At 44.5% G+C, this 22068-nt stretch carries 21 protein-coding genes; 6 read left to right on the forward strand and 15 right to left on the reverse strand.

Features of this window, described 5'->3' with window-relative positions:
* Positions 1-222: 222 nt before the first annotated feature.
* Both SPSYN_RS05385 and SPSYN_RS05390 read right to left on the reverse strand, forming a co-directional pair.
* Positions 223-1128, reverse strand: coding sequence for an AcrVA2 family anti-CRISPR protein (locus SPSYN_RS05385; protein ID WP_161821488.1), 906 nt, complete (start codon positions 1126-1128; stop codon positions 223-225).
* Positions 1129-1412: 284 nt separating this feature from the next.
* Complete coding sequence (locus tag SPSYN_RS05390; protein ID WP_161821489.1) at positions 1413-1730, reverse strand: hypothetical protein; 318 nt, start codon at positions 1728-1730, stop codon at positions 1413-1415.
* Between the two features lie 370 nt (positions 1731-2100).
* Here SPSYN_RS05390 and SPSYN_RS05395 point away from each other — a divergent pair, with 370 nt between their 5' ends.
* On the forward strand, positions 2101-2859 hold the full coding sequence (locus tag SPSYN_RS05395; protein WP_161821490.1) for a DUF169 domain-containing protein: 759 nt from the start codon (positions 2101-2103) through the stop codon (positions 2857-2859).
* Between the two features lie 58 nt (positions 2860-2917).
* Here SPSYN_RS05395 and SPSYN_RS05400 read toward each other — a convergent pair whose 3' ends face one another.
* The 6 genes from SPSYN_RS05400 to SPSYN_RS05425 form a co-directional block, all read right to left on the reverse strand.
* Positions 2918-3355 (reverse strand): MarR family winged helix-turn-helix transcriptional regulator, encoded by a 438-nt coding sequence (locus tag SPSYN_RS05400; RefSeq protein WP_161821491.1) that lies wholly within the window; start codon positions 3353-3355, stop codon positions 2918-2920.
* Positions 3356-3434: 79 nt separating this feature from the next.
* Complete coding sequence (gene asnS, locus SPSYN_RS05405) at positions 3435-4826, reverse strand: asparagine--tRNA ligase (protein ID WP_161821492.1); 1392 nt, start codon at positions 4824-4826, stop codon at positions 3435-3437.
* A 190-nt stretch (positions 4827-5016) separates the two neighbouring features.
* Positions 5017-5169 (reverse strand): hypothetical protein, encoded by a 153-nt coding sequence (locus SPSYN_RS05410; RefSeq protein ID WP_161821493.1) that lies wholly within the window; start codon positions 5167-5169, stop codon positions 5017-5019.
* Between the two features lie 66 nt (positions 5170-5235).
* The gene (locus SPSYN_RS05415) at positions 5236-5880 is read right to left on the reverse strand and encodes a zinc ribbon domain-containing protein (RefSeq protein ID WP_161821494.1); all 645 of its coding nucleotides are present in this window, start codon (positions 5878-5880) and stop codon (positions 5236-5238) included.
* A 102-nt stretch (positions 5881-5982) separates the two neighbouring features.
* The gene (locus SPSYN_RS05420; protein WP_161821495.1) at positions 5983-6141 is read right to left on the reverse strand and encodes a hypothetical protein; all 159 of its coding nucleotides are present in this window, start codon (positions 6139-6141) and stop codon (positions 5983-5985) included.
* Between the two features lie 24 nt (positions 6142-6165).
* Positions 6166-7455 (reverse strand): uracil-xanthine permease family protein, encoded by a 1290-nt coding sequence (locus SPSYN_RS05425; RefSeq protein WP_161821496.1) that lies wholly within the window; start codon positions 7453-7455, stop codon positions 6166-6168.
* A 629-nt stretch (positions 7456-8084) separates the two neighbouring features.
* Here SPSYN_RS05425 and SPSYN_RS05430 point away from each other — a divergent pair.
* Entirely contained in the window at positions 8085-8381 is a 297-nt protein-coding gene (locus tag SPSYN_RS05430; protein WP_161821497.1) for a transporter suffix domain-containing protein, read from the forward strand.
* A 5-nt stretch (positions 8382-8386) separates the two neighbouring features.
* Here SPSYN_RS05430 and SPSYN_RS05435 read toward each other — a convergent pair whose 3' ends face one another.
* On the reverse strand, positions 8387-9634 hold the full coding sequence (locus tag SPSYN_RS05435) for a CinA family nicotinamide mononucleotide deamidase-related protein (protein WP_161821498.1): 1248 nt from the start codon (positions 9632-9634) through the stop codon (positions 8387-8389).
* Positions 9635-9811: 177 nt separating this feature from the next.
* Between SPSYN_RS05435 and SPSYN_RS05440 the strand changes: the two genes are divergently transcribed.
* The gene (locus SPSYN_RS05440; RefSeq protein WP_161821499.1) at positions 9812-10558 is read left to right on the forward strand and encodes a lysoplasmalogenase family protein; all 747 of its coding nucleotides are present in this window, start codon (positions 9812-9814) and stop codon (positions 10556-10558) included.
* Here SPSYN_RS05440 and SPSYN_RS05445 read toward each other — a convergent pair.
* The 3 genes from SPSYN_RS05445 to SPSYN_RS05455 all read right to left on the reverse strand — a co-directional run bounded on the left by SPSYN_RS05445 (position 10529) and on the right by SPSYN_RS05455 (position 12843).
* Entirely contained in the window at positions 10529-11503 is a 975-nt protein-coding gene (locus SPSYN_RS05445; RefSeq protein WP_161821500.1) for an alpha-ketoacid dehydrogenase subunit beta, read from the reverse strand. The two genes, SPSYN_RS05440 and SPSYN_RS05445, sit on opposite strands and share 30 nt — an antisense overlap.
* Before the next feature lie 22 nt (positions 11504-11525).
* A complete protein-coding gene (locus SPSYN_RS05450) occupies positions 11526-12482 on the reverse strand; it encodes a thiamine pyrophosphate-dependent dehydrogenase E1 component subunit alpha (RefSeq protein WP_161821501.1) in 957 nt (318 codons plus the stop codon).
* Between the two features lie 127 nt (positions 12483-12609).
* On the reverse strand, positions 12610-12843 hold the full coding sequence (locus tag SPSYN_RS05455) for a hypothetical protein (RefSeq protein WP_161821502.1): 234 nt from the start codon (positions 12841-12843) through the stop codon (positions 12610-12612).
* A 424-nt stretch (positions 12844-13267) separates the two neighbouring features.
* Here SPSYN_RS05455 and SPSYN_RS05460 point away from each other — a divergent pair, with 424 nt between their 5' ends.
* From SPSYN_RS05460 to SPSYN_RS05470, 3 genes are all read left to right on the forward strand, one after another.
* Positions 13268-13639: an SWIM zinc finger family protein gene (locus tag SPSYN_RS05460; RefSeq protein ID WP_243152927.1), complete on the forward strand. Its 372-nt coding sequence runs from the start codon at positions 13268-13270 to the stop codon at positions 13637-13639.
* Between the two features lie 267 nt (positions 13640-13906).
* The gene (locus tag SPSYN_RS05465; RefSeq protein ID WP_161821503.1) at positions 13907-14497 is read left to right on the forward strand and encodes a hypothetical protein; all 591 of its coding nucleotides are present in this window, start codon (positions 13907-13909) and stop codon (positions 14495-14497) included.
* A gap of 3 nt (positions 14498-14500) precedes the next feature.
* Positions 14501-15505 carry a DUF262 domain-containing protein gene (locus tag SPSYN_RS05470; protein ID WP_161821504.1) on the forward strand — a complete coding sequence of 335 codons (1005 nt, stop codon included), beginning with the start codon at positions 14501-14503 and terminating at the stop codon, positions 15503-15505.
* A gap of 27 nt (positions 15506-15532) precedes the next feature.
* Here the strand turns inward: SPSYN_RS05470 and SPSYN_RS05475 are convergent, their stop codons facing one another.
* The 3 genes from SPSYN_RS05475 to SPSYN_RS05485 form a co-directional block, all read right to left on the reverse strand.
* Positions 15533-16117, reverse strand: coding sequence for a transposase (locus SPSYN_RS05475; RefSeq protein WP_161821505.1), 585 nt, complete (start codon positions 16115-16117; stop codon positions 15533-15535).
* A 581-nt stretch (positions 16118-16698) separates the two neighbouring features.
* The gene (locus SPSYN_RS05480) at positions 16699-18153 is read right to left on the reverse strand and encodes a phospholipase D-like domain-containing protein (protein WP_161821506.1); all 1455 of its coding nucleotides are present in this window, start codon (positions 18151-18153) and stop codon (positions 16699-16701) included.
* A complete protein-coding gene (locus SPSYN_RS05485; protein ID WP_161821507.1) occupies positions 18150-21716 on the reverse strand; it encodes an AAA domain-containing protein in 3567 nt (1188 codons plus the stop codon). The genes SPSYN_RS05480 and SPSYN_RS05485 overlap by 4 nt, the downstream gene beginning before the upstream one ends.
* Positions 21717-22068: the final 352 nt, after the last annotated feature.

A 22068-nucleotide genomic window follows, 5' to 3' on the forward strand; every position in this document is an offset into this window, starting at 1 on the left:
GATATTGCGGAATCTATACGTTTTAATATGTGATTCTCCGGTATTATATGGTATAATTCAGTGTAAAAGCTGCCTTGTTTAAAGGTGGTTTCAACTAGCATAAAAAGCATCCCCCGGTATATTTTGTTATGGTGACTTAATTATACTATAGGTGGGGATGCTTTTTGTGTTTTATATGGACTTTTTCAGTGGTCTCGAACCGTCCCCTTGTGTCCCTTGTGTCTACCCGGGCGGCAGCCACTTAACCACGTATTTTTGTGCACCGGTATCCCGGCCTGTCCAATACCCCTGCCATCGAGGGCCCCTCTGCTGTTGACCAGGCCCGCACCGGCCGGCGGCTGTGCCGCGCAGGGCTGCGTCCAACTTTGAGCCCACCGTCCACAGCCTGGGCTGCCTGGGCTGCCCGGGCGGACCTGCCTGCAAGCGGTCCGGTACGCTGCCCGCGCTGTCGATATCTGCATTAACAGCACAAAGATACAGGAGAAGCGCCACCAGCGGGCTGAAACCCTCCGGTCTTGAGCCAACTGCCGGGGTCGGTGCTTCTAAATTCAACAAATCCGCCTGCCGGGCTGCTGCACCCGCTGCTTTAGCCAGGGCCTCAGCCAGTGACCGGTACTCCAAAGAAATGGACACGGTATACAGGGAAGGAAGCGGTATGTCATAATCCAGCACCAGCCATAATTCGCTGCAGCCGGCGGCGGAGTCGTAAACCAGGCAGGCAAAAAAGCCGGCCAGAGCCCGGCCGTCGCAACGTAAACCCGGAGTTTCCAGATAAACACCCCATTCGGGCAGGTTAAACAAACTATCCGACGGCAGCTCCCCGGGGATGGGGGTACTGAGCACCGCCCGGTAAACGCCGGGGTCAAACCGGTAAACCCCCCGGGTTTCCCGCCAGGCGGCCAGGGCGCCAATAATGCCCGCGTCATTCTGCAGCGCATAACCTGCACAGCCGGTGATATCAATACCCTGGCCGCCGGCTTCGGCCTCTACTATGGCATAAGCAGCCGCCAGGGGCATAAAGCACCACTCCGGCCAGGATAAACCCCGGGCGGCTCTCAATTCATCCACCTGCTGCCAGGCGGCCGGGTATAATCTGGTGTAATACTCCAGGTGCTGTCCGGGTTTCATCTCAACCAGCTCCCATTCCAATTAGGTTCTGCAGGCTACTCACCAAAACCTGCTCTTACACTGCCCTTTTTATACCCGCACGGTTATTATTAGTATTCTCGTTAAGTGGGCCACTCCAGGCATTATTCCTGCCATCAAGCTTCTTGAAGAAGAATAGACTAATTTTACCAACAAATTGAAAGGTGTGATAAACAAAAAGCGTCGCTTTAAGACGACGCTTTTTGTTCTGCATCTTTTTATCAGGAGGCATTTTAGAAAAAAATTAAGGTTAATCATTACTCCTGTTAGTCGGATTTTTTATTGCCTTTAAATTCTTCGTACGCTTGAAGACAACTTTTCATCTTATCGGCATCGATTTCACCGCAAACTACCACAACCAGACTTTCCTCAATTTCGATTTCGCAGCCGCATGCTTCATTATTTCCAAATCCAATTTTATTTTCTACTTCAGGCTCACCGTCTTTTTGTTCCCGGCCAAAAAATTTCTTTTTAGGACCGTTTGCAGCCACATCGATATCACCGCAGAAGATCAAAACCAAGCTCTCCTCAATTTCTATTGAACAATTGCATTCCCTTTCGCAACCGTTTTTTACCTGTGCCATGTTAGCCCTCCTTTTCAATGTTAGACCCCTGACCTCTCTGGTCCTAAAACATATTATGCAGAAAGGGATAAAATAGATATTAAAATTTAAAATTTTCTATATTTCTTCTTTGTTAGAACAACCTGCTGAATAAAAAGGACAAGTGCAATTGGTCGATACCGGGCGGTCAGTCATGAAAAGTACTTTCGACGCATAATTGTTTTGACAACAATACGCATTCGGCTGTATAATTAATTAAGAATGTTCAAACATTAGTTTGCCAGTGCCTGGCCGGGTACCACTTTTCGGCTGTGCTCGTATTTGCAAATAGCCACGCTTTAGTTACAGGCTTTACCTGGCCCAAAGGTGATAAAAAACGGAGGTGCTTTATATGGATAGTCAACTGGTTAAGGCTTTAAAATTTAAAATGCAGCCGGTAGCGGTAATCCTAACCAACGACAAACCGGCTGAAGGACTGCATTTTAAAGAGGGCAGTATGAACGGTTGTGTAGCGGCCATGTTGACGGCCGTGAGCAGAAAAAACCGCCTGGGCTACTTCGACAGGAACTCCTTTGGCTGCCCGGGGGGCGGCACAGGGCTGGGCTTTGGTGACCGGTACGGCAGATTTCCCATTGATTGCCTGCTTTCCACGGGCAACCGGGAAGCGGCTGCCATGATGGGCAGTGCGGGTGCTATTATGGCCGAAGGGGAAAGATTTTATAAAAGTCCCGAGCTGGCCAGGAAATGGGTGAATACACTGCCCTTTACCGACGTGCCCGCTGAATATGTGGTGTTCAAACCCTGGGCACTGCTTACGGAACAAGATGAGCCAGCGTTAATTATATTCTTTGCCAATGCAGACCAGTTATCAGCATTAATCGTGCTGTCCGACTACAACCGGGGCACCAATCAAAGCATCACTGCTCCCTTTGGGGCCGCCTGCCAGTCCATCTTATTTGGCTATGCGGAAGCCGAAAAAGATCAGCCCAGGGGCGTAATCGGCTTTTTTGATATTGCCCAGCGCCTGGCCGTGGACAGGGAAACCTTATCCTTTACCGTACCTTATAAGATGTTCCGGGAAATGGAAGCGAGTGTGCCGGGGAGTTTCCTGGAGACCCATGCATGGCAAAAAATACAGGAGCGCCTGTGATGTCTTAATACCTGAACCGGATATGATTAAAGCAGCGTTTTTTAACGCTGCTTTTGTTTTACCTCTGCGACTCCAAGTTGCGATAAATTTGATTGAGAATCGACTTGGCCGCCTCAAGCTGCTCGGCCTCAATACCTCTGGTTGCTTCATTGAGCACTTCAAAGGCTAATGGAAACAGGATATCCTTAGCCTCCCTGCCTTTGGACGTCAGGTAAATCAAGAAGGACCGGCTGTCCTCAGGATTCACTTCCCTGGTTATATAGCCCTTGTTTTGCAGCTTAGCCAGCATTCTAACTGTGGTGGGCTGATCCTTGCAGGTCAGATCGGCCAATTCTTTGGGCGTAACACCCTCTTTCACCCACAGGCGGTTCAGGACAGCCCACTGCTCGGGAGTTAAATCATAATCCCTGAATTTATGCAGCAAAGCATTTTTCATTCTTGTATTTGTCCGGTTAAGTATGAAACCCAGGCTATTATCCGGATTAACTTTTTTCATCTCGTATCACCAAATCGTTCTATTGCCAGAACAATTATATGATGAAAAAATTACCGATGCAAGCTTTAATTACTTTTTTTTAAAACTCCGCGTTTTTGGGTGTCCGGGGGAAGGATATCACGTCCCGGATATTGCCCATGCCGGTTAAGTACATAATCAGCCGCTCAAAGCCCAGGCCAAAGCCGGCATGCTTGGTGCCGCCGTATTTTCTTAGGTCCAGGTACCACCAGTAATCCTCATGGCTCAGCCCCAGTTCCGCCATCCGCTGTTCCAGGTAAGCCAGCCTTTCCTCACGCTGGCTGCCCCCGATAATTTCCCCCACCCCGGGGACCAGCAGGTCCATGGCGGCCACCGTCTTTTGGTCGTCATTCAGGCGCATGTAAAAGGCCTTGATTTGTTTGGGGTAATCGGTGACGAAAACCGGCTTTTGCATATGCTTTTCGGCCAGGTAGCGTTCATGCTCGGTTTGCAGGTCGGCCCCCCACTCCACCGGATACTCGAACTTTTCCGGAGCGTTTTTAAGGATATCAATGGCTTCGGTATAGGTAACGTGGCCGAAATCGGACTGGAGCACGTTGGCCAGGCGGGCCAGCAGCGACTTATCCACGAATTTATTGAAGAAGTCCATTTCCTCCGGGGCGTTGTCCAGCACGTAGCCGATCACATACTTCATCATATCCTCGGCCAAGCGCATGTCATCCTGTAAATCCGCAAAGGCGATCTCGGGCTCAATCATCCAAAATTCCGCGGCGTGCCGGGGGGTATGGGAGTTTTCCGCCCGAAAAGTGGGCCCAAAGGTGTACACCCGGCCAAAAGCCTGGCAATAGGTTTCCGCTTCCAGCTGGCCGCTCACCGTCAAGCCGGTCTCCCGGCCAAAAAAGTCCCTGGTGAAATCCACCTGGCCGGCTTCATTCCGGGGAGTCCGGTCAAAGTCCAGGGTGGTCACCCGGAACATTTCCCCGGCTCCCTCGGCGTCACTTCCCGTAATCACCGGGGTATGTACATAAACAAAATTCCGCTCCTGGAAAAACTTGTGGATCGCGAAAGCAGCCAGCGATCTGACCCGGAAAACAGCGGCGAAGGTATTGGTCCGGGGCCGCAGGTGCGCGATGGTGCGCAAAAATTCAAAGGTGTGCCGCTTCTTCTGCAGCGGGTAATCCGGCGCGCAGGTACCCACTACTTCTATGCTTTCAGCCTTTAACTCAAAGGGCTGCTTGGCCCCGGGGGATTCCACCAGCGTCCCGGTCACGGTTATGGCCGAACCGGTGACCAGCCTGGCTACTTCGGCGAAATTGTCCAGGTTTTCCTCAAACACAACCTGCAAATTGGCAAAAAAAGTGCCGTCATTAAGCTCAATAAAGCCGAAGCTTTTGGACACCCGCACCGTTCTAACCCAGCCGTGAACTCTTATGCTCTTGCCCAGGTGCTTATCGGACTGTTTGAAAAGCTCTCTTATCACTGCTGTTTGCATCTTAACTACCCCTCCGGCATGGTTATTCTGTATGCTATGATACTATAATTTTATAGTCTTCCCCCGTTACCATATTACTACAATCTTTCATGCTTGGAATAATATAAATCAAAAAGCTATGTAAATTAAAAACCGTTAATGCAAAATAGAACATTAACGGTTTTTAATGTGACTCAAAATGCTGCTATTACTATTTTTCCGGCTTTTTAACTTTAACATTCTTCCTCATTTCGTTCAGTTCGCCAAACTCATAAAGATGCATAAAACCGGGTTCTGCACTTTGCCCTTTTTGTGTTGGAACGTTTGCTTGCCTGTTTACATTGTTGTTTTTATTATTCTTCAACTGGCTCACCTCCTGTAGTTAGAATGTCATAAATACAGGCGGTTTAACCACGGTAAGTGTTGGTTTTTATACTTTCGTTCCGCATTCCGCGCAGAACTTGGCACCGGGTCCCAGTTTAGCCCCGCAGTTCTGGCAATTGCTTGTTTTGTTCAACTTTGCGCCGCATTCCGGGCAAAATTTCGCGTTTGAGGCTAATGGAGCTTCACATTCAGGACAAGTGGCCCGAATAGTCTCGCTCCAATTTTTTTCAGCCAGTTTTCTGTCTTCGTCCGCCATCCGGGCATGGGCCCAAACTTCCTCAACTGAGCGGCTGGCCTGAGCTGCAGACATTTCTACACCAAGATCGGGAGCACATTCTTTGCATAAACCTTTTTTTGTATTCCAACATCGCTTTCGACAAACCCAGGAAGAGCAGCGCGGGCATTGCACAAAATCCGGCCTCAATTCCTGCATGGCCTCACTGAAAGCATCATCATGAGCTTTTTCCCAGGTAGCCGAACGAACCCTTTCACCGATATCCGATGCTTTGCCCAAAAAACCGCCAAAGATACTGCCGGCTGCGTCCAGCAAACTGGTGGCTTTGCCTGTTATCGACGGTTTAAACCGCGTGCGATAGCCGGTCCCGCACCTGTCACAAAAAAACTCAAATTGGAACCCCTGATTGGTACTCAAGTCATTATAATTTTTTGTAAATTCGATTTTAGTTCCCATTAGAGCCCTTCTCCTTATTCCATTTTGTTTATTTATTCGACATGAGAAGGGCCGATCCTTTGCTAACAACTAGAAATATTGCGGTATTCAGGAAAGCCGGTACTAGCGCATTTCATCACGCTTATCCGCTTTTGGTTGCTTACTCATTGCGTCCAGTCCTTCCGCAAACTCGTAAAAAGGTATAAAACCCGGCTCTGCTTTGTCCGTGTGTATTGGTACGGTTAAATTGTTTAAATCTTTACCCCGGTCGTTTTTTTTCAAAGCCAGCACCACCTTTACACATTTTTATTTGCTCCGGTAGACAAGGTGTTCCAGAAACATCACCGCAATAACTCCCACCACAAAACCGTTGCCGATAATTGGCCGCAGCGATAAGGGCATGGTACGCAAAACGTCGGCGGGGACAAAAGAAATAATAATCCCCAGCATGATCGGTAAACCTATAATCAGACCGTCATCAAAAGTAAACTTATTGGCGCCAAAAGCCATTATCAGCCCGGCTGCGACCTGGGAGCTCATCACGAAAACCATCATTATGCCAATGATCACGGCAGGGATACTGTCCATATAAGCAATGGCCACAGGCATGAAGGACAACCCCAGCAAACCGGCAGCCGTGGGCAGCAGGGTAAACCGCGAGGCACATTTGGTCGAGACTATTATGCCCGGGCTGAGTGAAAAATTAACCGTACCGATAATCCCCAAAAAACCCGACAGCATATTGGCCAGACCGGTAAAGGTCACACCTCTGGTAATACGCCCGGGCATATCCTTTAAATTTAACATTTCACCCACAGATTGAATGGAGCTCAAATCATTGATCGATAGGGCAATAAAACAAACCAGAAAGGATATCAATACGCCCGGCTCCAGTGAAAAATCCAGGGTTAAATTTTGCATAAAAGAGGCCAGCCAGGGATAATTGCCCGTATCAACAGCTGCCGGGGCCGGGGACAGCAAAGCGTAAGCCAGGGTTCCCAGGAGCATCGCCCAGATAATTAAGGTTGTTTTCCAGATGCCGGTTAATATTTTGTTGGCGGCAAACATGAGCAAAACCAGGCCCAGGGCAAAGCACAAATTAAATAAAGCCGGTACTGCGCTGCCCGGGGCGGGCAGGATCATATTCATGATCGTGGGTGTCAGGGTAAAGGCAATCAGCAAAAGAATAGTGGCTACCACCCGGGGGGTGAACAAATTCTTGAGCTGGGCAAAGAGACCGGAGATGCTTAAAAAAGTAAGGACCAGCCCCCCGATGAAAATAGAAGTGTATATGGTGGGTATTCCGCTGGCCTGGCCGGCTAATATGCCGATCAGCAATACCGCGGCCGGGCCGGAAATCAGCGGCAGGCGGTGCCCCCAGAGAACCTGGACCAGCATGACCAGACCGGTAAGGAAAAACAGTTTCTGCACATAGATTACTTGCTCCCCGGGGTTGTCAAAGTGCAGCACCGCCACCACCTGGCCGATAATAATAATCGTGGGAATGGTCAGCGCCAGCCACTGCAATCCGTAAAGCAGTAATTCCAGCAAGGGAGGGGCCTCATCCAATCCGTATTTTAAATCTAGCTTGTTCAATACATCACCCTCTCTCCTTATAACAATAACCATTAAGTTTATATTATCGCTTTTAGCCGGATATGCAAGTGCAGAGATAAACAAAGCCCGGCTCCCCGGTTTCGGAGAACGGGCTCTTTGGTGCAGCTGGAACCGCAACCTTTTAGGTTTAAATATACTACACCAGACCACCATGCACGGTGGGCAAAAATACCGTAATAATTGCCAAGATGAGCACCAGTATATAAAATCCTTTCATGAGACACCTGCCAATTCTAATAAATTTATCATCCTGCTTATTGTAATACTTGTTTATTAAATATACTTTAAGGAAATATTAAATATTTTTTAAATTTCCAGCTAAACTTAACAAACGAGACAATCGATTACAGCAGGACCATTTAATTTTATCAGATTGATAGGTTATTGGATACTTGAAAAATTTCTTAAATTTTGAATTATTATTTAATTTCTTCTTCCCGCTGTTAGCACGGGGGTGCCTGCCAGACACCGGCGGGAGCAGTGCTGCCGGTCCGGTCAAAATTCACGAAAAAATAAATTTTTTTAACTTTTTATTTGCTATAATGCGATCAAGCACTTCCTCATGAAGCTGCAAACCAGCGAATTTCTGTAGTGGAGAGGTGAAGCGCATGGCGCAACCGAACAAATTGCGAAAAGTTGGCGTTATCTGTGTAGTGTTGTCCTTCGTTTTCTATGGCGCCATACTGCTGGTACCTTTTTTGCCCTATCCCACCAGCAGCAAGGTGGCCATCACCTCAGGCCTGGTCGTGCTCGGCGAAGCTTCTTTTTGGATTGGCGGTTTCATCCTGGGCAAAGAATTGCTCACCAAATACAGGCGGTATTTGAGCCCCTGGCAGTGGTTCAAAAAAACCCCAGCGGCCGACCTGCCCGACCCGGTCAAAGACGAAACCAGGACACCCAAATAGTACTTTTATCGCGCATCAAAAGGCAGGCCATGCTTGAGATAACGCCAAAGCCGAACCATGGCCATGGTTGCGGCAAACCTGGTCATAGCTTCCCGCTCACCGCTCCAGGTTACCTTGCTTAACATCAGCTGGCCATTAAAATCCCCGGCCAGGTAAAAATTGTATTCGGCAACCTTAAACCGGGCAGCCTCGCCGGACTCCACAGCCACGGCCAACCCGATACCGGCGCCGAATTGCTCTCTGACCATGGCAGCCATATACCCGGCCCTCTCCCCGGGAGCTGCCGGTACTTCGCCCAACACCAGGCCGGCTTTTCCCTGCAGCCGCCAGTAGTCTCTGCAAACCAGCCCGGCGACAAAGGTATCTTCCCCGCCAGCGGCCGAAGATAAATCATAGGACAAATACCCGCCGGTAAAGTTCTCCGCCACGGCAATGGTTTGGCCCTGCTCCCGCAATAACCGGGTCACCGCCCCGGGCAGGGTATCCTCGTCGGCGCCAAAAATATGCGCCCCTATGCATTCATGAACCCTACTTTCCATGGCCGCAATCATTTCCCCGGCCAGGCCGGCTTCCCGCGTTTTAGCGGTAATGCGCAGGTGTATTTCGGCAAACTTGGCGGTGGGGGCTAGCGTGGGATTAGTGCTCTTTAATAAATCCCCTAATTTTTCGTCCAGCAGCGACTCGCCAATACCACAGCATTTCAGCACCCTGGATTTAATCACCCCCACCCGGCCGGCCAGTTTGCCGCGCAAGAAGGGGATAATCTGCTCCTTGACCATCATATTAAATTCCATGGGCGGCCCCGGCAGCAGCAGGTAAATCTTGCCGGCCTGCTCCAGCATAATGCCCGGAGCGGTACCAATGGGGTTGTCAATCGCTTTGCCTCCCGCGGGCACCAGTGCCTGCTTAAGATTATTAGACGAATAAGGTATCCCGCGCCGGTCAAAGAAACGCCTGACCATTGCCAAAGCCTGTTCATCCTGCACCAGGTCCATCCGGCATGCCTCGGCCAGCGCTTCACGGCTGATATCGTCTTCCGTTGGACCCAGCCCGCCGCCGACGATAATTAAATCAGCCCGCCCGGCCGCTTGCTGAATAGCCGCCGCGCAGCGCTGCAGGTTATCCCCCACCGTAATCTGGTGATACACGTCGATGCCCAGCGCGGATAATTCCTGCTCGATCACCTGCGCGTTGGTGTTAAGAATCTGCCCCAAAAGCAATTCCGTGCCCGTAAAAATAAGTTCACAGATCATTTACCTGCCCCCTGTGCTCCGGTGTGTAATTAATAGCCCTCAAGCAACAAACGCGGGGTTTATTTACCCCGCGCTTGTTACTTGTGATAAATAGACCTCTATCTTCCCCCGACCATATCCTGAAAAAGCACCAACTGCATAGTATATTTGAGAATAAGTTTAGTGAGTTGAGGTACTATGAGCGTTTTACAAAAAAAGTTATTGTACACCTTTCTAATTTTGACTGTCCTTATCGTTACGCTGGATAATATATTCCCTGGAAATTTACAAAATAACTACATTAAATATGCTGTGGTTCTCGCACTTTTTATGGTTACCTTGAGATTAAAAAAGAGATACACCGAACAAATTTTAATGAACATAGCTGTGTTTTTGATCGCTGCAGCTGATTTCTTTCTTGTTTTCTGCAATACTATTCCGGCAATAGGTCATGAATTGGATTATATCGGCGTACTTGGTTTTCTGCTCGCCTATTCCGTCCTCATCCCCGCCTTTAATAAAAATTTTTCACCGGGTTGGGGTGAGGTCCTGGCTGCAGTCCCGGTTATTGCCTTGTTTATACCAAACTGTTTAATACTTATGCCCTACGTCTCGGGGATAACAGCTTATGGAGCCGTCATATTCAGTTTAGTATTATGCTGCATGACCTGGACCGCTATCTGCACAATATTCAGGCGCTACTACACACCTGCCGTGGCCCGCCGTATAGCCCTGGCCGGTTTTCTCATGCTTGTCTGCGACCTTGGAGTGGCCCACAGTTTTCTTAATCCCGTTTTTGCGGGCCGGTTTGTTCCGTGGCTTGCCAATATAATTTGGGCGGCATATGTTCCAGCCTGGACCTTAATTGTACTGACTATTGCAGAAGAAAAATTATACCTTTCCAAAGCACATCATTTAAAAGAGTCTCTTGATGGCCTCGATTAAATCGGCTTCATTGGGCATATAGAAATCTTCCAACGGCTTGCTGTAAGGTACCGGAATATCCGGAGCGGTTACACGGAGCACGGGCGCCTTTAGCGCGTCAAAAGCTTTTTCCGCTGCCAGGGCGGCAATTTCACCGCCAAAACCGCCGGTGCGGGTAGCCTCATGCAGCACCACCAACCGGCCGGTTTTCCGAACCGACTCTAAGACAGTGGCCTCATCCAGGGGCACCAGGCTCCTCAAATCCACAATCTCCACACTGATCCCTTCCTGCTCCAGCTGACCCGCCGCTTTAAAAGCTGTACCGAGCGCTTTGGACCAGGTAACCACCGTCACATCCGTGCCGGGTTTCTTAATATCCGCCACTCCTATGGGAATTGTATAGTCTTCCTCGGGCACGGGACCGGGGACCCAGTGTAAAATTATATCTTCGATAAAAATAACCGGATTTTCGTCACGAATGGCCGACTTCAATAAGCCCTTGGCGTCAGCCGGTGTAGCGGGCATGACCACCTTAAGGCCGGGCGAGTGGGCTAACCAGGCTTCTAAATTATGCGAGTGCTGGCAGCCAGCTCCCATGCCTGCCCCGGTCTTAATCCGCACCACCAGGGGAAACTTGCTTTTGCCGCCGGATAAATAGCGCAGTTTGGCCGCGTGGTTGACAATTTGATCCGCAGCGATGGTAAAGAAAGGATTAAACATAATCTCCACCACGGGCAGCAGCCCCATTACCGACGCGCCCACCGCCAGACCGGCAATACCTGCTTCGGAAACCGGGGTGTCCTTGACCCGGCGGGGGCCGAATTCCTCCAGCAGCCCACTGGTGGCACCGGGACCGCTATGGATACTTACTCCAACACCTTCGCCGGCGATAAAAATCCGCTCATCGCGGCGCATTTCCTCGCGCAAGGCCTGATTAACGGCCTCTCCCAGGGTGATTTGCTGCATTTTTCCTACCTCCCCCCAAGTATTAGACATAAACATCTTCCAGAGCTTCCGCCGGCTCGGGCCACGGGCTGGCCTCGGCAAACCGCACGGCCTGCTCCACGATCTGTTCCACATCACTTTCCATCTGCTGGAATTCCTGTTCGGTAAGCACCCCGGCCTGCTGCAAGTCGGCCTGTAATTTTTTAATGGGGCACTTTTCTTTCCAGCCGGCAATTTCCTCCTGGGGCTGGTAAAGCTGCATATCGGCGGTGCCGTGGCCGCCCCAGCGATAAGTCTTGCACTCAATTAAAACCGGCCCGGCCCCGGACAGGCACTCCTCCCGGGCCCTTTGCACAGCCTCGTAAACCGCCAGGGCATCGTTGCCGTCCACAACCTCCCCGCGCATGGCGTAAGCCACGGCCCGGTCCGCGATATCCTTGACTTTAGTATGCTCCTCCTGCCGCTGGGCTCCCGAATAGACATTATTCTCACAGACAAATATAACCGGTAAATTCCATAGCGACGCCATGTTTAAAGCTTCGTGGAAGCTGCCTTCATCCGAAGCGCCATTGCCGAAAAAGCAAACCGTGACATAATCTTTATTCATATATTGCGCGGCAAAGGCTGTCCCCATAGCAATGGGTATGCCCCCGCCCACCACCGTAGTGGTGCACAGGGCGTTCACTTCCGGCGCTGCGATGTGCAGGGTGCCGCTTTTGCCCTTGTTGTAGCCGGTGCGCCGCCCGAATATTTCGGCCATAATTAAATCCGGCTCCGCGCCTTTGGCCAGCAAATGGCCGTGGCTGCGGTGGTTGGTAACAATTACATCCTCCGGCAAAAGAGCGGCCCCTGCCCCGGCAGCCACCGCCTCCTGCCCGGTGCAAACAATCATCATACCGCCAAATTTTTGGGGATCTTTGCTTAAAGCAACCAGTTTTTCTTCAAACCGCCTGATTAACAGCATCATCCGCAGGAGTTTCTTCTTTTCCTGGTTATCCATGGCAAACCCTCCCTATCTTTAATACCATTACCCGCACACAGCAAATCGTTCAGCTGTATTGTCCTAATTGTATACCATTTATCTGTTTTCGGGAATAAAGCTTTCAGATAATAATCAGCCAGGGAATCTATCCTATTTTTAATTGGACAATGATTCCACTTATTTTTATTAGTAACCCTGTCATTGCAATAGAAAAAGCCCTCGGGAATCCGAAGGCAAGGTTATTTGCCGTGTTCGAGTAAGCTGAAAATCCCGCGGCATTCATTGCCGTGAACCTGTAAGTATACTGATTGCCGGGCACAACAGTTGTATCGGTGTAGTTGACGTTGCCCGTGAAATTTGTTGGTAGTGTGACGAGCACAAAGAGAGCTTCCTCGTTGTCGGAGCGTTCACCACAAAACCGGTTTCAGTGCTTGAATTGTCCCACAGGTTAGACGAACGGTGGGTTCAACTCCCCCCCGCCCCCATTCATGGGGGTCGGGGGGTTTTTATCTCTTCCAAGGTTGTTTTTTCCTCCCGTTTCTTCTCATTATACCGGCGGCTTCCGATCCCCTTGGCCATCGTTGTCTTGTAACAACGCATTTCCGTGTTGGCATGATCGTTTTATCTTTCTTAGTGGGGCTAGCTGTGGCCAAGTGGCGCTGTGGATGCAGCCCGTCAAGGGTTCGTCAGAAAAAATTTTTTCAAAGAACTAAAAAATTTTTCTGACCGGGCAAAAAGCGCCCCGCCCTTGACTGGCTGCACCACCGCCGGTGTAACAGAGAAAAAATGGGAGGTTGAAAAAGATGTTAAGAAGGTTATTAAGTAAAGTTGACAACGGCAGGTTTGGCAGGGCATTGGCTGGCTGGCAGTGGGAATGCAAGGAGCGGCATGATGGGCTGGTTGAAGGCTACGTAGAGCACGGCAGCAAAAGGTACATGGTGATCATCGGGAAGCGGGGCAGGCGGTATTTCGCACGGTGCGCCTGCGAGGACGCAGTCAAGCGTGGGGTGCTCTGCAAGCACATCGCATTCGCGGCTATGTCGGAGCTGGGGCTGGCAGCAGCGCGCAGCGCGCACAGGCGGCTGCCGAGGTTGGGCGCTGAGGCGTCTTTTTTTTTATCGTGCCGATGTCCCGCTTCTCGCGTGATTGATTGTCTGTGTACCCGGTGCAAATGAAACCTATTTAAAATGATGCCAATAACGCACACTTCTTCAGTAATAGCGAGTAACGGTGTTTCCGCTTAAAGAATTAGGATATCGGCTATGGCCTTATTCGGTATTAATGCAAAGTTTAAATAATTACATATAAATTTCAAGAAAAGGTCTTATAGCAAAATTTAAAAATTTAATGAAGGAAGCAGAAAGCTAATGTCGAAGTCTTCAATCTAAATATAAACTTGGTTTAACCACGGTCTAAAATGCTTCACTCTGGGAGAGGGCAAGATGGACTTTTTTGTTGATATTGATGAGAGAATGGAAAATTTTAAAAAAGACATACAGACACTTAATAACCAAGAAGTCATCGAGAAATATTATCAGCATAATGCTCCAGCATGTTTATCTCATGATACTTATTTTGAGTTAAGAAAACTTATTCAAAACCATTTTGGCATAGCCCAGTTCACTGATATATTTATGGTTGGTTCAGGGCAACTAGGGTTTACAATAAAACCCCAAGAAAGGTACAGAAAGTTCGGTGATCAATCTGATATTGACCTTGCGATAATTTCTGATGAACTCTTTGAAAATTTTTGGAGAGCTGTTTATATTTATAAAAATGAAGGAAGTTATTGGCCTAAGGAAAACGATTTTAAAGATTATTTATTTAAAGGGTGGATTCGTCCAGACTATCTACCGCGCTCGGAAGCATTTAGAGAGACAGAGGATTGGTGGGAATTCTTTAGGCAGTTAACCTCTTCTGATAGGTTTGGGCCTTATAAGATTGCCGGGGGGCTTTATTTTTCAAGATTTTTTTTTGAGTCCTACCAATCATTAAATATTGAAGCCTGTAGAAGAGAGCTAATCGAGGTGTGATTTATGAGGACATCAGCTACTAATAGAAGACTTAGAGTATTGCTCTATTCAATTGCAGAAGGGACCCTAAAACCAAGACCAGATTTCCAGCGACGCTTAGTTTGGAATAATAAGCATAAAAATGCTTTTATTCGTACGGTTCTTGAAGAATTGCCTTTCCCAGAGATATATGTTGCAGCTGGTGAGGTTGATGATCGAACGGCTAGAGGGACTGAACTACTGGTTGATGGTCAGCAGAGAATGACAACGCTTTTTCAATATTTTAAAGGTTCTGCGGAACTTAAGCTTGAAAAAGATATTATTCCTTATGATCAGTTAACATCAGATTCCAAAATGCGGTTTTTAGAATATGAAGTTGTTGTAAGAGATCTTGGAGCTGTGCCTTTTGATACTATAATGACAATTTTTCAAAGGATTAATAGCACCAGCTACTCATTAAATGCAATGGAAATAAATAATTCAAGATATGACGGAGAGATGAAGAACTTAAGTTTTAGATTATCTGAGCATGTGTTCTTTGAAGAATATAAAGTTTTCAGTTCCACTGACATTAAAAGAATGCAAGATGTGAAGTTTTGTCTTACATTAATAATTACAGTTTTTTCAACGTATTTTCACCGTGACGATGCATTTGAAGAATTTTTGGAAAAATATGATGAGGAATTTGAGCAAGGTAATACCATATTTAAAGAATTAAATAGGGTATTAGAGGTAATCGATCAAATGAATATATCGCCAAATTCTAGAGCTTTTAAGAAGGCGGATTTGTTTACACTCATTATTGAATTGCATAGGTTAATGTTTAAAGATAAAATCGAAATCAATAGTACCATTTTGCGTGATGCCTTGATTTGTTTTTACGAAAAGGTCGAAAGTAGTGGAAAATTCGCAAATAAAGATGATCCGATAGGTGAGTATTATAGAGCTACATTGCAGGCTTCAAATGATAGGGGAAGTAGAATTACAAGGGGACGTGTTCTGAGAGATATAATTAAGGGAGTATGTTAAATGCGTTTTTTTAGTTATACTAGGGCGCTAAGGCGCCTTTTTTTGGTCGTACTGTGGCATCCCGCTCCACTCCCGGAGCAAAGTGGCCACTAGGGCGCAACTGCGTTTGTTAAGGTAGTGGCCAAGGTTAATGGCAACTGCCCGTTGCTGCCAAAATGGAACGCAACATCGGCAGCTGCCTCTCAGCGGGCAAGCAACAACAGCATACAGGGTTCGGGGCACGTTGTCACGTTCCACCTGGAGCGGGGCCGCAGATGCGCCAGGGGCAGCTATGACGACATAACGGCAGCTGCTGCAAGCACTTGCTGGATGCGCCTTTATTCTGCTTCTGGCAGGTACTATGGTGATGCCATAGCATCTTGCCATTTCACTGTAGCTCTTGTTTAAAACAGGGTCAAAAAGATCTGGCGTTGTTACTGCTGTTTTTGTGTTATCGGGGATGGTAACTTTGGGTACTCCACCAAAATATTCATAGGCTCTTTCATGAGCGTCCAGCCAGTTAAAGAGCTTGGTATCACTGTAAGCGTCAAAAGGATAAGCACTGGCCGGCAGTACGGCAACAAAAAGGTGGGCCGATTTTAGTTCACCTGTTGCTGGCTCTACAAAGGTCATTGTCTCACGGCCCAGTCAACCTGCATCTCTTCATTAATTGTTTATCACTATACTCTACTCGTTATACCTACTGCTTGAGCTCTTTTTTGCACTTCTGATACAGTAGATTTACCACAGTTGCACGATTTACCAATTTAACGTAGGGATAGTCCGATTTCATGCTTTAATCTTAGTTTTTCTTTTGCTTTGAACATTTCGAGCCTCCTCATCGGTTTGCTCCCTTTACTTGAACTTCAAGTTAAGGGTAACAGTTAATTTATTAACTCGACAAGGTGTCCGGATGTGGCCGGAATATACAGGGTTTAGACAATTGTCCGCGGTTACCTGATAAAAAGATTGGTATAGCGTTCTTCGATGCTATCTCAAGGAATAATCTAATCTAGTTTTACCAAGCGGTTATCAGCTCTCAATTTGCCTTCAAAAGGCTGTAAAAAATTTTTTAAGATAATATTAGTTTCCCACTTTAAGGAACATATTTTTTGCTTTCAGGTGCGCGGTTTATGAACTTTATCGCATTTACCATGAATATTATTTTGATAAACATGTTCCCTAATCCTTGATTTTATTGGTTTCTTATTCCTTCAGCAAGAAGCCTCATTAAATCTTTTTAAAGTATCTTCTATGATGTTTTTAATGGTTACTGGGTTTTGTGTATAAAGACCTGTTTCCCTTCTAAAACCTCTGTTGGGATCACCTTTGAATGATAACCAATTAAAGCTAGTTACTACTGCAAATTTTTCATCACAGACCAGTACTTTTTCATGAGTATTACCTAATTTATGAAGTTTTAAATATTTACCAAAAGATTTCGATAGATATTCTTTTAATTTTTTAACTGGGTAGGTGTCATTAGAGCTTCTTTCATCGCTTATACCGTACCCTATATGGATTTCTACTTTTCTTGTTAGTGCTGCCCTAATTAGTGCAAGTAAATCATCGTCCATTCCACCTCGTTCTATCCAAGGAGAAATAATTAATACTCTATTTTGTGCGTTCTTTAAGGCTTGCTCAAGTATTGGCCTATGTTCATATGTAGATAAAACCCTATCTCCTTTCTGAAATATTTCAAGTTGTCTCCTTGCTTCTTCAAGTTGTCTTTTAATAGTATGAATTGATGTCTGATCGGTTTTTTCTTCTTCCGCCTCAGCTAAATTTTTAGTTAGTATTTTAACTCGTTCTTCAGCCTCTTGGATTGACTCTTCGTTTGACTTAAGATCTTCGTTGTTAAATGATAGATTCTCAACAAGTAAACCATTACGGACAGATTGTTTTTTCACTGTACGTAAAACGCGTATTCCTTCCCTTTCCATCCGAAGTAATCTAGTCTCATATTCAGGTGCTCTTTGTGTTCTTTCGAACACCTGTACCATAACATCATCTTCTTTTGCCGAGTAAAAAACAAAGACTTTTAACCTCTTATATTCAAGCCAGGCTTTTTCAACTTCTATAATATCGAGTAGTTCTCCTGGGGGAGGTGCAATGTCTGTGTTTTCTTTCTGCATTCTCTTAATAAGTTTGCGTACATCATTGAATTCTATATCCTCCAACATTGGTTTATTCAAGTAAGGTTTGATAATTGGAATTTCAAGGTCCTTAACTTCTTTAGCCTTCGCCAATCCAGTCTTGTGAGGTTCCAACGATCCTGTTAATGCATCGAAAACAATAGGCAGTGACGTGATAGTAGGTTTTTTTACTTTTAACGACTCCATTACATCTTTTCCCTTTTCAGTAATAGAAAATTTAAGTGAATTACCTTCTAGGTAGCTCAAAACAAGTTCTTGTTGCGTTAGAGGCACAAGACTATCTTCTATTATTTCATTTGATAAGCCTAAAAAACCGCCTATATCACCAATATTATTTAATCCACAATCCAGCATTTTCAAAATATATTCTTGCACTACTGGCAGATTTTGCTCCGTCAAAATCGCAACAATTACAATTACTCTGTAAACTGGAAATGCAGCCTCATAGTAATCAACCAATTCATAACCAGGTATGGATCCTGATTGCTTTTTGGCTAGTTCATCTAAGTTCATTCGGCCAACACCTCCAAAGCACATTCTTCATTATTTTGAGAAATATAATTTAAGACGGGTAAGAAAGGATTTATACCGCCAATAATAGACCCTTTAGCCATATGGTGATCGCCTACTATTATTAAAAACTGTTTAGCTCTAGATAGTGCTACGTTAAGCCTTCTGTAGTCTTTGATAAAACCTAAACTTTTTTCCGTATTACTCCTTACCAAGCTATAAATAACAATGTCTGTTTCTCGACCTTGAAAAGCATCAACCGTATCAATTTCTAATTTCAATGACCGCCAGCGTTTTTTATCTTCAACATCGATTAATGTACGAAGTAATTGCTTCTGAGCTGTGTAACCTGTGATAATAGCAATTTCCTTTTTCTTACCACTTGCTTGATATTGTTTTTCTATTTCCTCTAAAAAGTTTACAATAATTTTTGCTTCGCACCGGTTTAACTTACTAGTACCATCAGTATGCTCAAACCTTTCTTCCAAATTACTTGTAGATAACCATAATACTGTTTTGGGCCACCATGTTAATCCGTGAGCCATCGCTTCCGCATTTGTTTTGGAAACAAGTTGTCCATCATAAAAAGCACTGCTTACTAATTTGCCGATATTAGGATGCATCCGATACTGCTCTAAAAGTGTACATTTTACTTCGTTTGAAACACTATTAAATAACTTTTCAAATAAAGTCTCCTCTAATTGTTTGCGATCCAGATGGAATTGTTTCAACTGTTGTGTTGTGAGAGAGCTATCAATAATGGGGGGGAGTTGTTTTTGGTCACCAACTAGAATAATTTTTTTGCCTCTTATAATAGGTACCAGTACTTCAGGTGGGGTTGCTCTTCCTGCTTCATCTACTATTACATAATCAAATTCTAAATTATGAATTGATGGAGTTGCTGCTATACCTAAGCATGTAGCAGCTACAACAACAGCTTCTTTGACGCAAATCTCTTCCAATTCGTGAACATTTTCAACTCTTTTAAGCCATTCTTTTCTAATGGCCTCTAATTTTGCGAACTTTTCTACTTTTAATTTATAATGTCCTGTTTTTAATTCAATTTCTTTAATAATTGTTTGTAATTCTGAATCCTTAAAAGAAATCTCTAGGGTCTCACATATTAAGTGACATGTCTCCAAACAATCTCTGGTTAATTCTTTTATAGTACTTAACTTTTTCTTCTCATCATCAATTAGTTTTGAGTATTCCTTTAAAACTCTATTTTTGCTAATTAGATCAAATATTTGTTCTCCTAATTGTATATAATCATTAATACTGTTTTCTATAAAATTTGTTAATTGTGATTGTTCTTCAATGCTTTCGATTACATCAATAAGCCTTCTGTTAAGTTGGGTTATTTCTAAATTTTTATTATTAATAATATCCTGTAGCTTTTTGGCTTCGACTAATTCTTTTTTTAAATTTGTGAGTTGTTCATTTAAAACGTTAATAATTTTGTTTTTTTTCTTTACTTCTTCTAATAATGTAAGGCTATCTAATATATCGTTGTTTATATTTAAGGTTAGTTTGAAATTCTGCGCAAAATCATTGCTTCTTTCGGTCGTCTTTCTTGCGAAAGTTATTAATCTCTCATCATATGAATAAGCCTCTGCACCTTGTGCGATTTTTTCTCTGCGACCAATCCTAATCATTGGTAATTCCGGGCAAATACTTGATATACGCATTAAAGCGTGATTTACAGCAACATTTGATTGAGAGGTAATTAATACTTTTGCCCGGCTATAAAAACTTGTAATTTGCGCGACTAATTCAGAAATAACTGTTGTTTTACCTGTTCCAGGAGGTCCCTGAATTAAAAATATGTCGTTGGCCAGAAGTGCATTTTTGACTGCCTCTCTTTTAGAAACATCCAAAGGATTAAAGAACTTTTTCAGCAACAGTGCCTCTTTGGAAATCTTGGCGATCTCAGGATTTGATAAAACAGTTGCAAGTTGAGGGTTGACATTTTCTTTATGTTTTAAAGCTTTTAATGCCCTCTGCTGTCTTGCAAGGATACTTGAAATCTGCCTATTGTCAACTATGACTTCTCCCTGGTCCGCAATGTCATCAATTATTATGTCCCTGTTTAATCCTATTACTAAGATATTTTTTCCATTTCTGCGCACTAAATCCTGATAATATCCCACAGGGATATATCTAGAAAAATTTTTATGCGTAATGAGAAGGGGCTGTTCTTCAGTAAAAGCTACCTCTGTTATATTGCCTATGTTTAGTTCTAAATAGTCTCCATCAATTGATAAATCTTTTGCTTTGTATTGTACGGAACGTTCGTTTTCTAGATAAACATTTCGTTGTAATTCTAACACTTTTTCCCACTGAGCAATCATATCTTTGTGGGTTACTTCAGCCTGTTTTTTTACCTGTTGTTCCCTACTCTTTGTTGCAAGGCTGTCTAACAAATAACGAACATTATATTCTTCGGGTGGGTAAACATCTCTAATAATATTCCAGTTTGCCTGAATCTCGAAACTAAACTCTCTGTCCCGTTCCATGTTAATTGGGTCGGGAACAAAAATTTTAGTCAATACTAGATGTTTGCCATTTTTATCATCTAGTTTACATGAAAGTTTAGTCTGTCTGCCAATTAAATTATATGACTTATATTTATTATCATAGAAGGCGTATACATCATTGCTTAATTCTTCTTCTAAAAACCTTTTGGCTTCACCAATATCTCTGTTTTTTATAAAACCATATTCATACAACTTATTTATTGCAGCATTAGTGATAGCAATATAGTGTTTTTCATTGATTTTCTTGTATTGTGTATGAAATTTCTTTAATGCTGTTAACGCTTGGCTGGCAGTATCATAACGTTCTTCCAATTGAAAAGAAACCATTTTAAATAGAATTTGTACTAGTTCTACATCAAGTGTTAAGCATCGAACTATTTCCTCAAGTTTATTCTCTTTTGAGGGGTCCTTTCCAGTAAGCATCTTATACAGAACAGCACCTACTAGGTAAATATCAGTTTTTGCATCCGCTGGTTTTCTTTCTAGCTGCTCAGGTGCTGCGTATGGTATTGATAAGAAATCTCTTACGGTTAGACCTGATGTTAAAGCTGTATAAACTTTGCTAACCCCAAAATCAGCAAGTTTGGGTTTTTCATTAATATCCATAAGTATGTTGGCTGGTTTTATATCCCTGTGGAAAACTCCTTTAGCATGGGCGTAAGAAAGTGATTCAAGCAACGCCATTACAATTTCTATAGCTGTATCTATTGCCAACGGATCACCAGAAATATAATCTTCAAGGTTATTACCTTCCACATATTCTAAAACGAGATAATAAGCCTCATTGTTATCATCATAACCACAACCATAAAAAGAAACTATTCCAGGATGATCAAGCTGTTTTAACGCATTTACTTCTCTATTAAAAAATTCCTTTAGGTATTCATCGGTCTCTTTACCTGTTTTCAAAGTTTTTACTGCTACTAAAGGCGAATCATCTTGAGACAGGTCTTTTGCAAGATAGACCTCCCCCACAGCACCAGAACCAAGAGAACGTAATACTTGGTATTTTTCACCTATAAAATTCATTATTAACCTCTAAAATAATTAATTAAGCATTTTGCATAATTTCTGTAGCATAAAATTCAATGCCATAATTTAGAACTGCAATCGCATTAACTTAACACAGTTATGGTAAGTTGCTATGCTAAATGCTATTTTATAACTGTGGATAATCAAAAATGGACAAAAATACCCCTTTGAGCTATAGAGAGTTTTAAAATACCAGTATCGCCTAAGCTACCTGCTTTACAACTTTGGGCTCAAATACTGAAACCATCGCTGTGGATAACATTGCAATACATGATAATAAGACACGCGCTTTTACTTTTTTGAACCCTCGCACATTTAAGTTTTTTAGGCTCAGGTATTCTTTAAGGCG

The organism is Sporotomaculum syntrophicum, from assembly GCF_009932395.1.
Taxonomy (GTDB): Bacteria; Bacillota; Desulfotomaculia; order Desulfotomaculales; family Desulfallaceae; genus Sporotomaculum; species Sporotomaculum syntrophicum.

Coding starts and splice junctions, on each gene's coding strand:
- SPSYN_RS05445 (WP_161821500.1), bottom strand. CDS start 11,503: ATGCAGCAAATCACCCTGGGAGAGGCCGTTAATCAGGCCTTGCGCGAG.
- SPSYN_RS05435 (WP_161821498.1), bottom strand. CDS start 9,634: ATGATCTGTGAACTTATTTTTACGGGCACGGAATTGCTTTTGGGGCAG.
- SPSYN_RS05470 (WP_161821504.1), top strand. CDS start 14,501: ATGAGGACATCAGCTACTAATAGAAGACTTAGAGTATTGCTCTATTCA.
- SPSYN_RS05390 (WP_161821489.1), bottom strand. CDS start 1,730: ATGGCACAGGTAAAAAACGGTTGCGAAAGGGAATGCAATTGTTCAATA.
- asnS (WP_161821492.1), bottom strand. CDS start 4,826: ATGCAAACAGCAGTGATAAGAGAGCTTTTCAAACAGTCCGATAAGCAC.
- SPSYN_RS05385 (WP_161821488.1), bottom strand. CDS start 1,128: ATGAAACCCGGACAGCACCTGGAGTATTACACCAGATTATACCCGGCC.
- SPSYN_RS05480 (WP_161821506.1), bottom strand. CDS start 18,153: ATGAACTTAGATGAACTAGCCAAAAAGCAATCAGGATCCATACCTGGT.
- SPSYN_RS05450 (WP_161821501.1), bottom strand. CDS start 12,482: ATGGATAACCAGGAAAAGAAGAAACTCCTGCGGATGATGCTGTTAATC.
- SPSYN_RS05395 (WP_161821490.1), top strand. CDS start 2,101: ATGGATAGTCAACTGGTTAAGGCTTTAAAATTTAAAATGCAGCCGGTA.
- SPSYN_RS05475 (WP_161821505.1), bottom strand. CDS start 16,117: ATGACCTTTGTAGAGCCAGCAACAGGTGAACTAAAATCGGCCCACCTT.
- SPSYN_RS05460 (WP_243152927.1), top strand. CDS start 13,268: ATGTTAAGAAGGTTATTAAGTAAAGTTGACAACGGCAGGTTTGGCAGG.
- SPSYN_RS05465 (WP_161821503.1), top strand. CDS start 13,907: ATGGACTTTTTTGTTGATATTGATGAGAGAATGGAAAATTTTAAAAAA.
- SPSYN_RS05415 (WP_161821494.1), bottom strand. CDS start 5,880: ATGGGAACTAAAATCGAATTTACAAAAAATTATAATGACTTGAGTACC.
- SPSYN_RS05440 (WP_161821499.1), top strand. CDS start 9,812: ATGAGCGTTTTACAAAAAAAGTTATTGTACACCTTTCTAATTTTGACT.
- SPSYN_RS05485 (WP_161821507.1), bottom strand. CDS start 21,716: ATGAATTTTATAGGTGAAAAATACCAAGTATTACGTTCTCTTGGTTCT.
- SPSYN_RS05400 (WP_161821491.1), bottom strand. CDS start 3,355: ATGAAAAAAGTTAATCCGGATAATAGCCTGGGTTTCATACTTAACCGG.
- SPSYN_RS05430 (WP_161821497.1), top strand. CDS start 8,085: ATGGCGCAACCGAACAAATTGCGAAAAGTTGGCGTTATCTGTGTAGTG.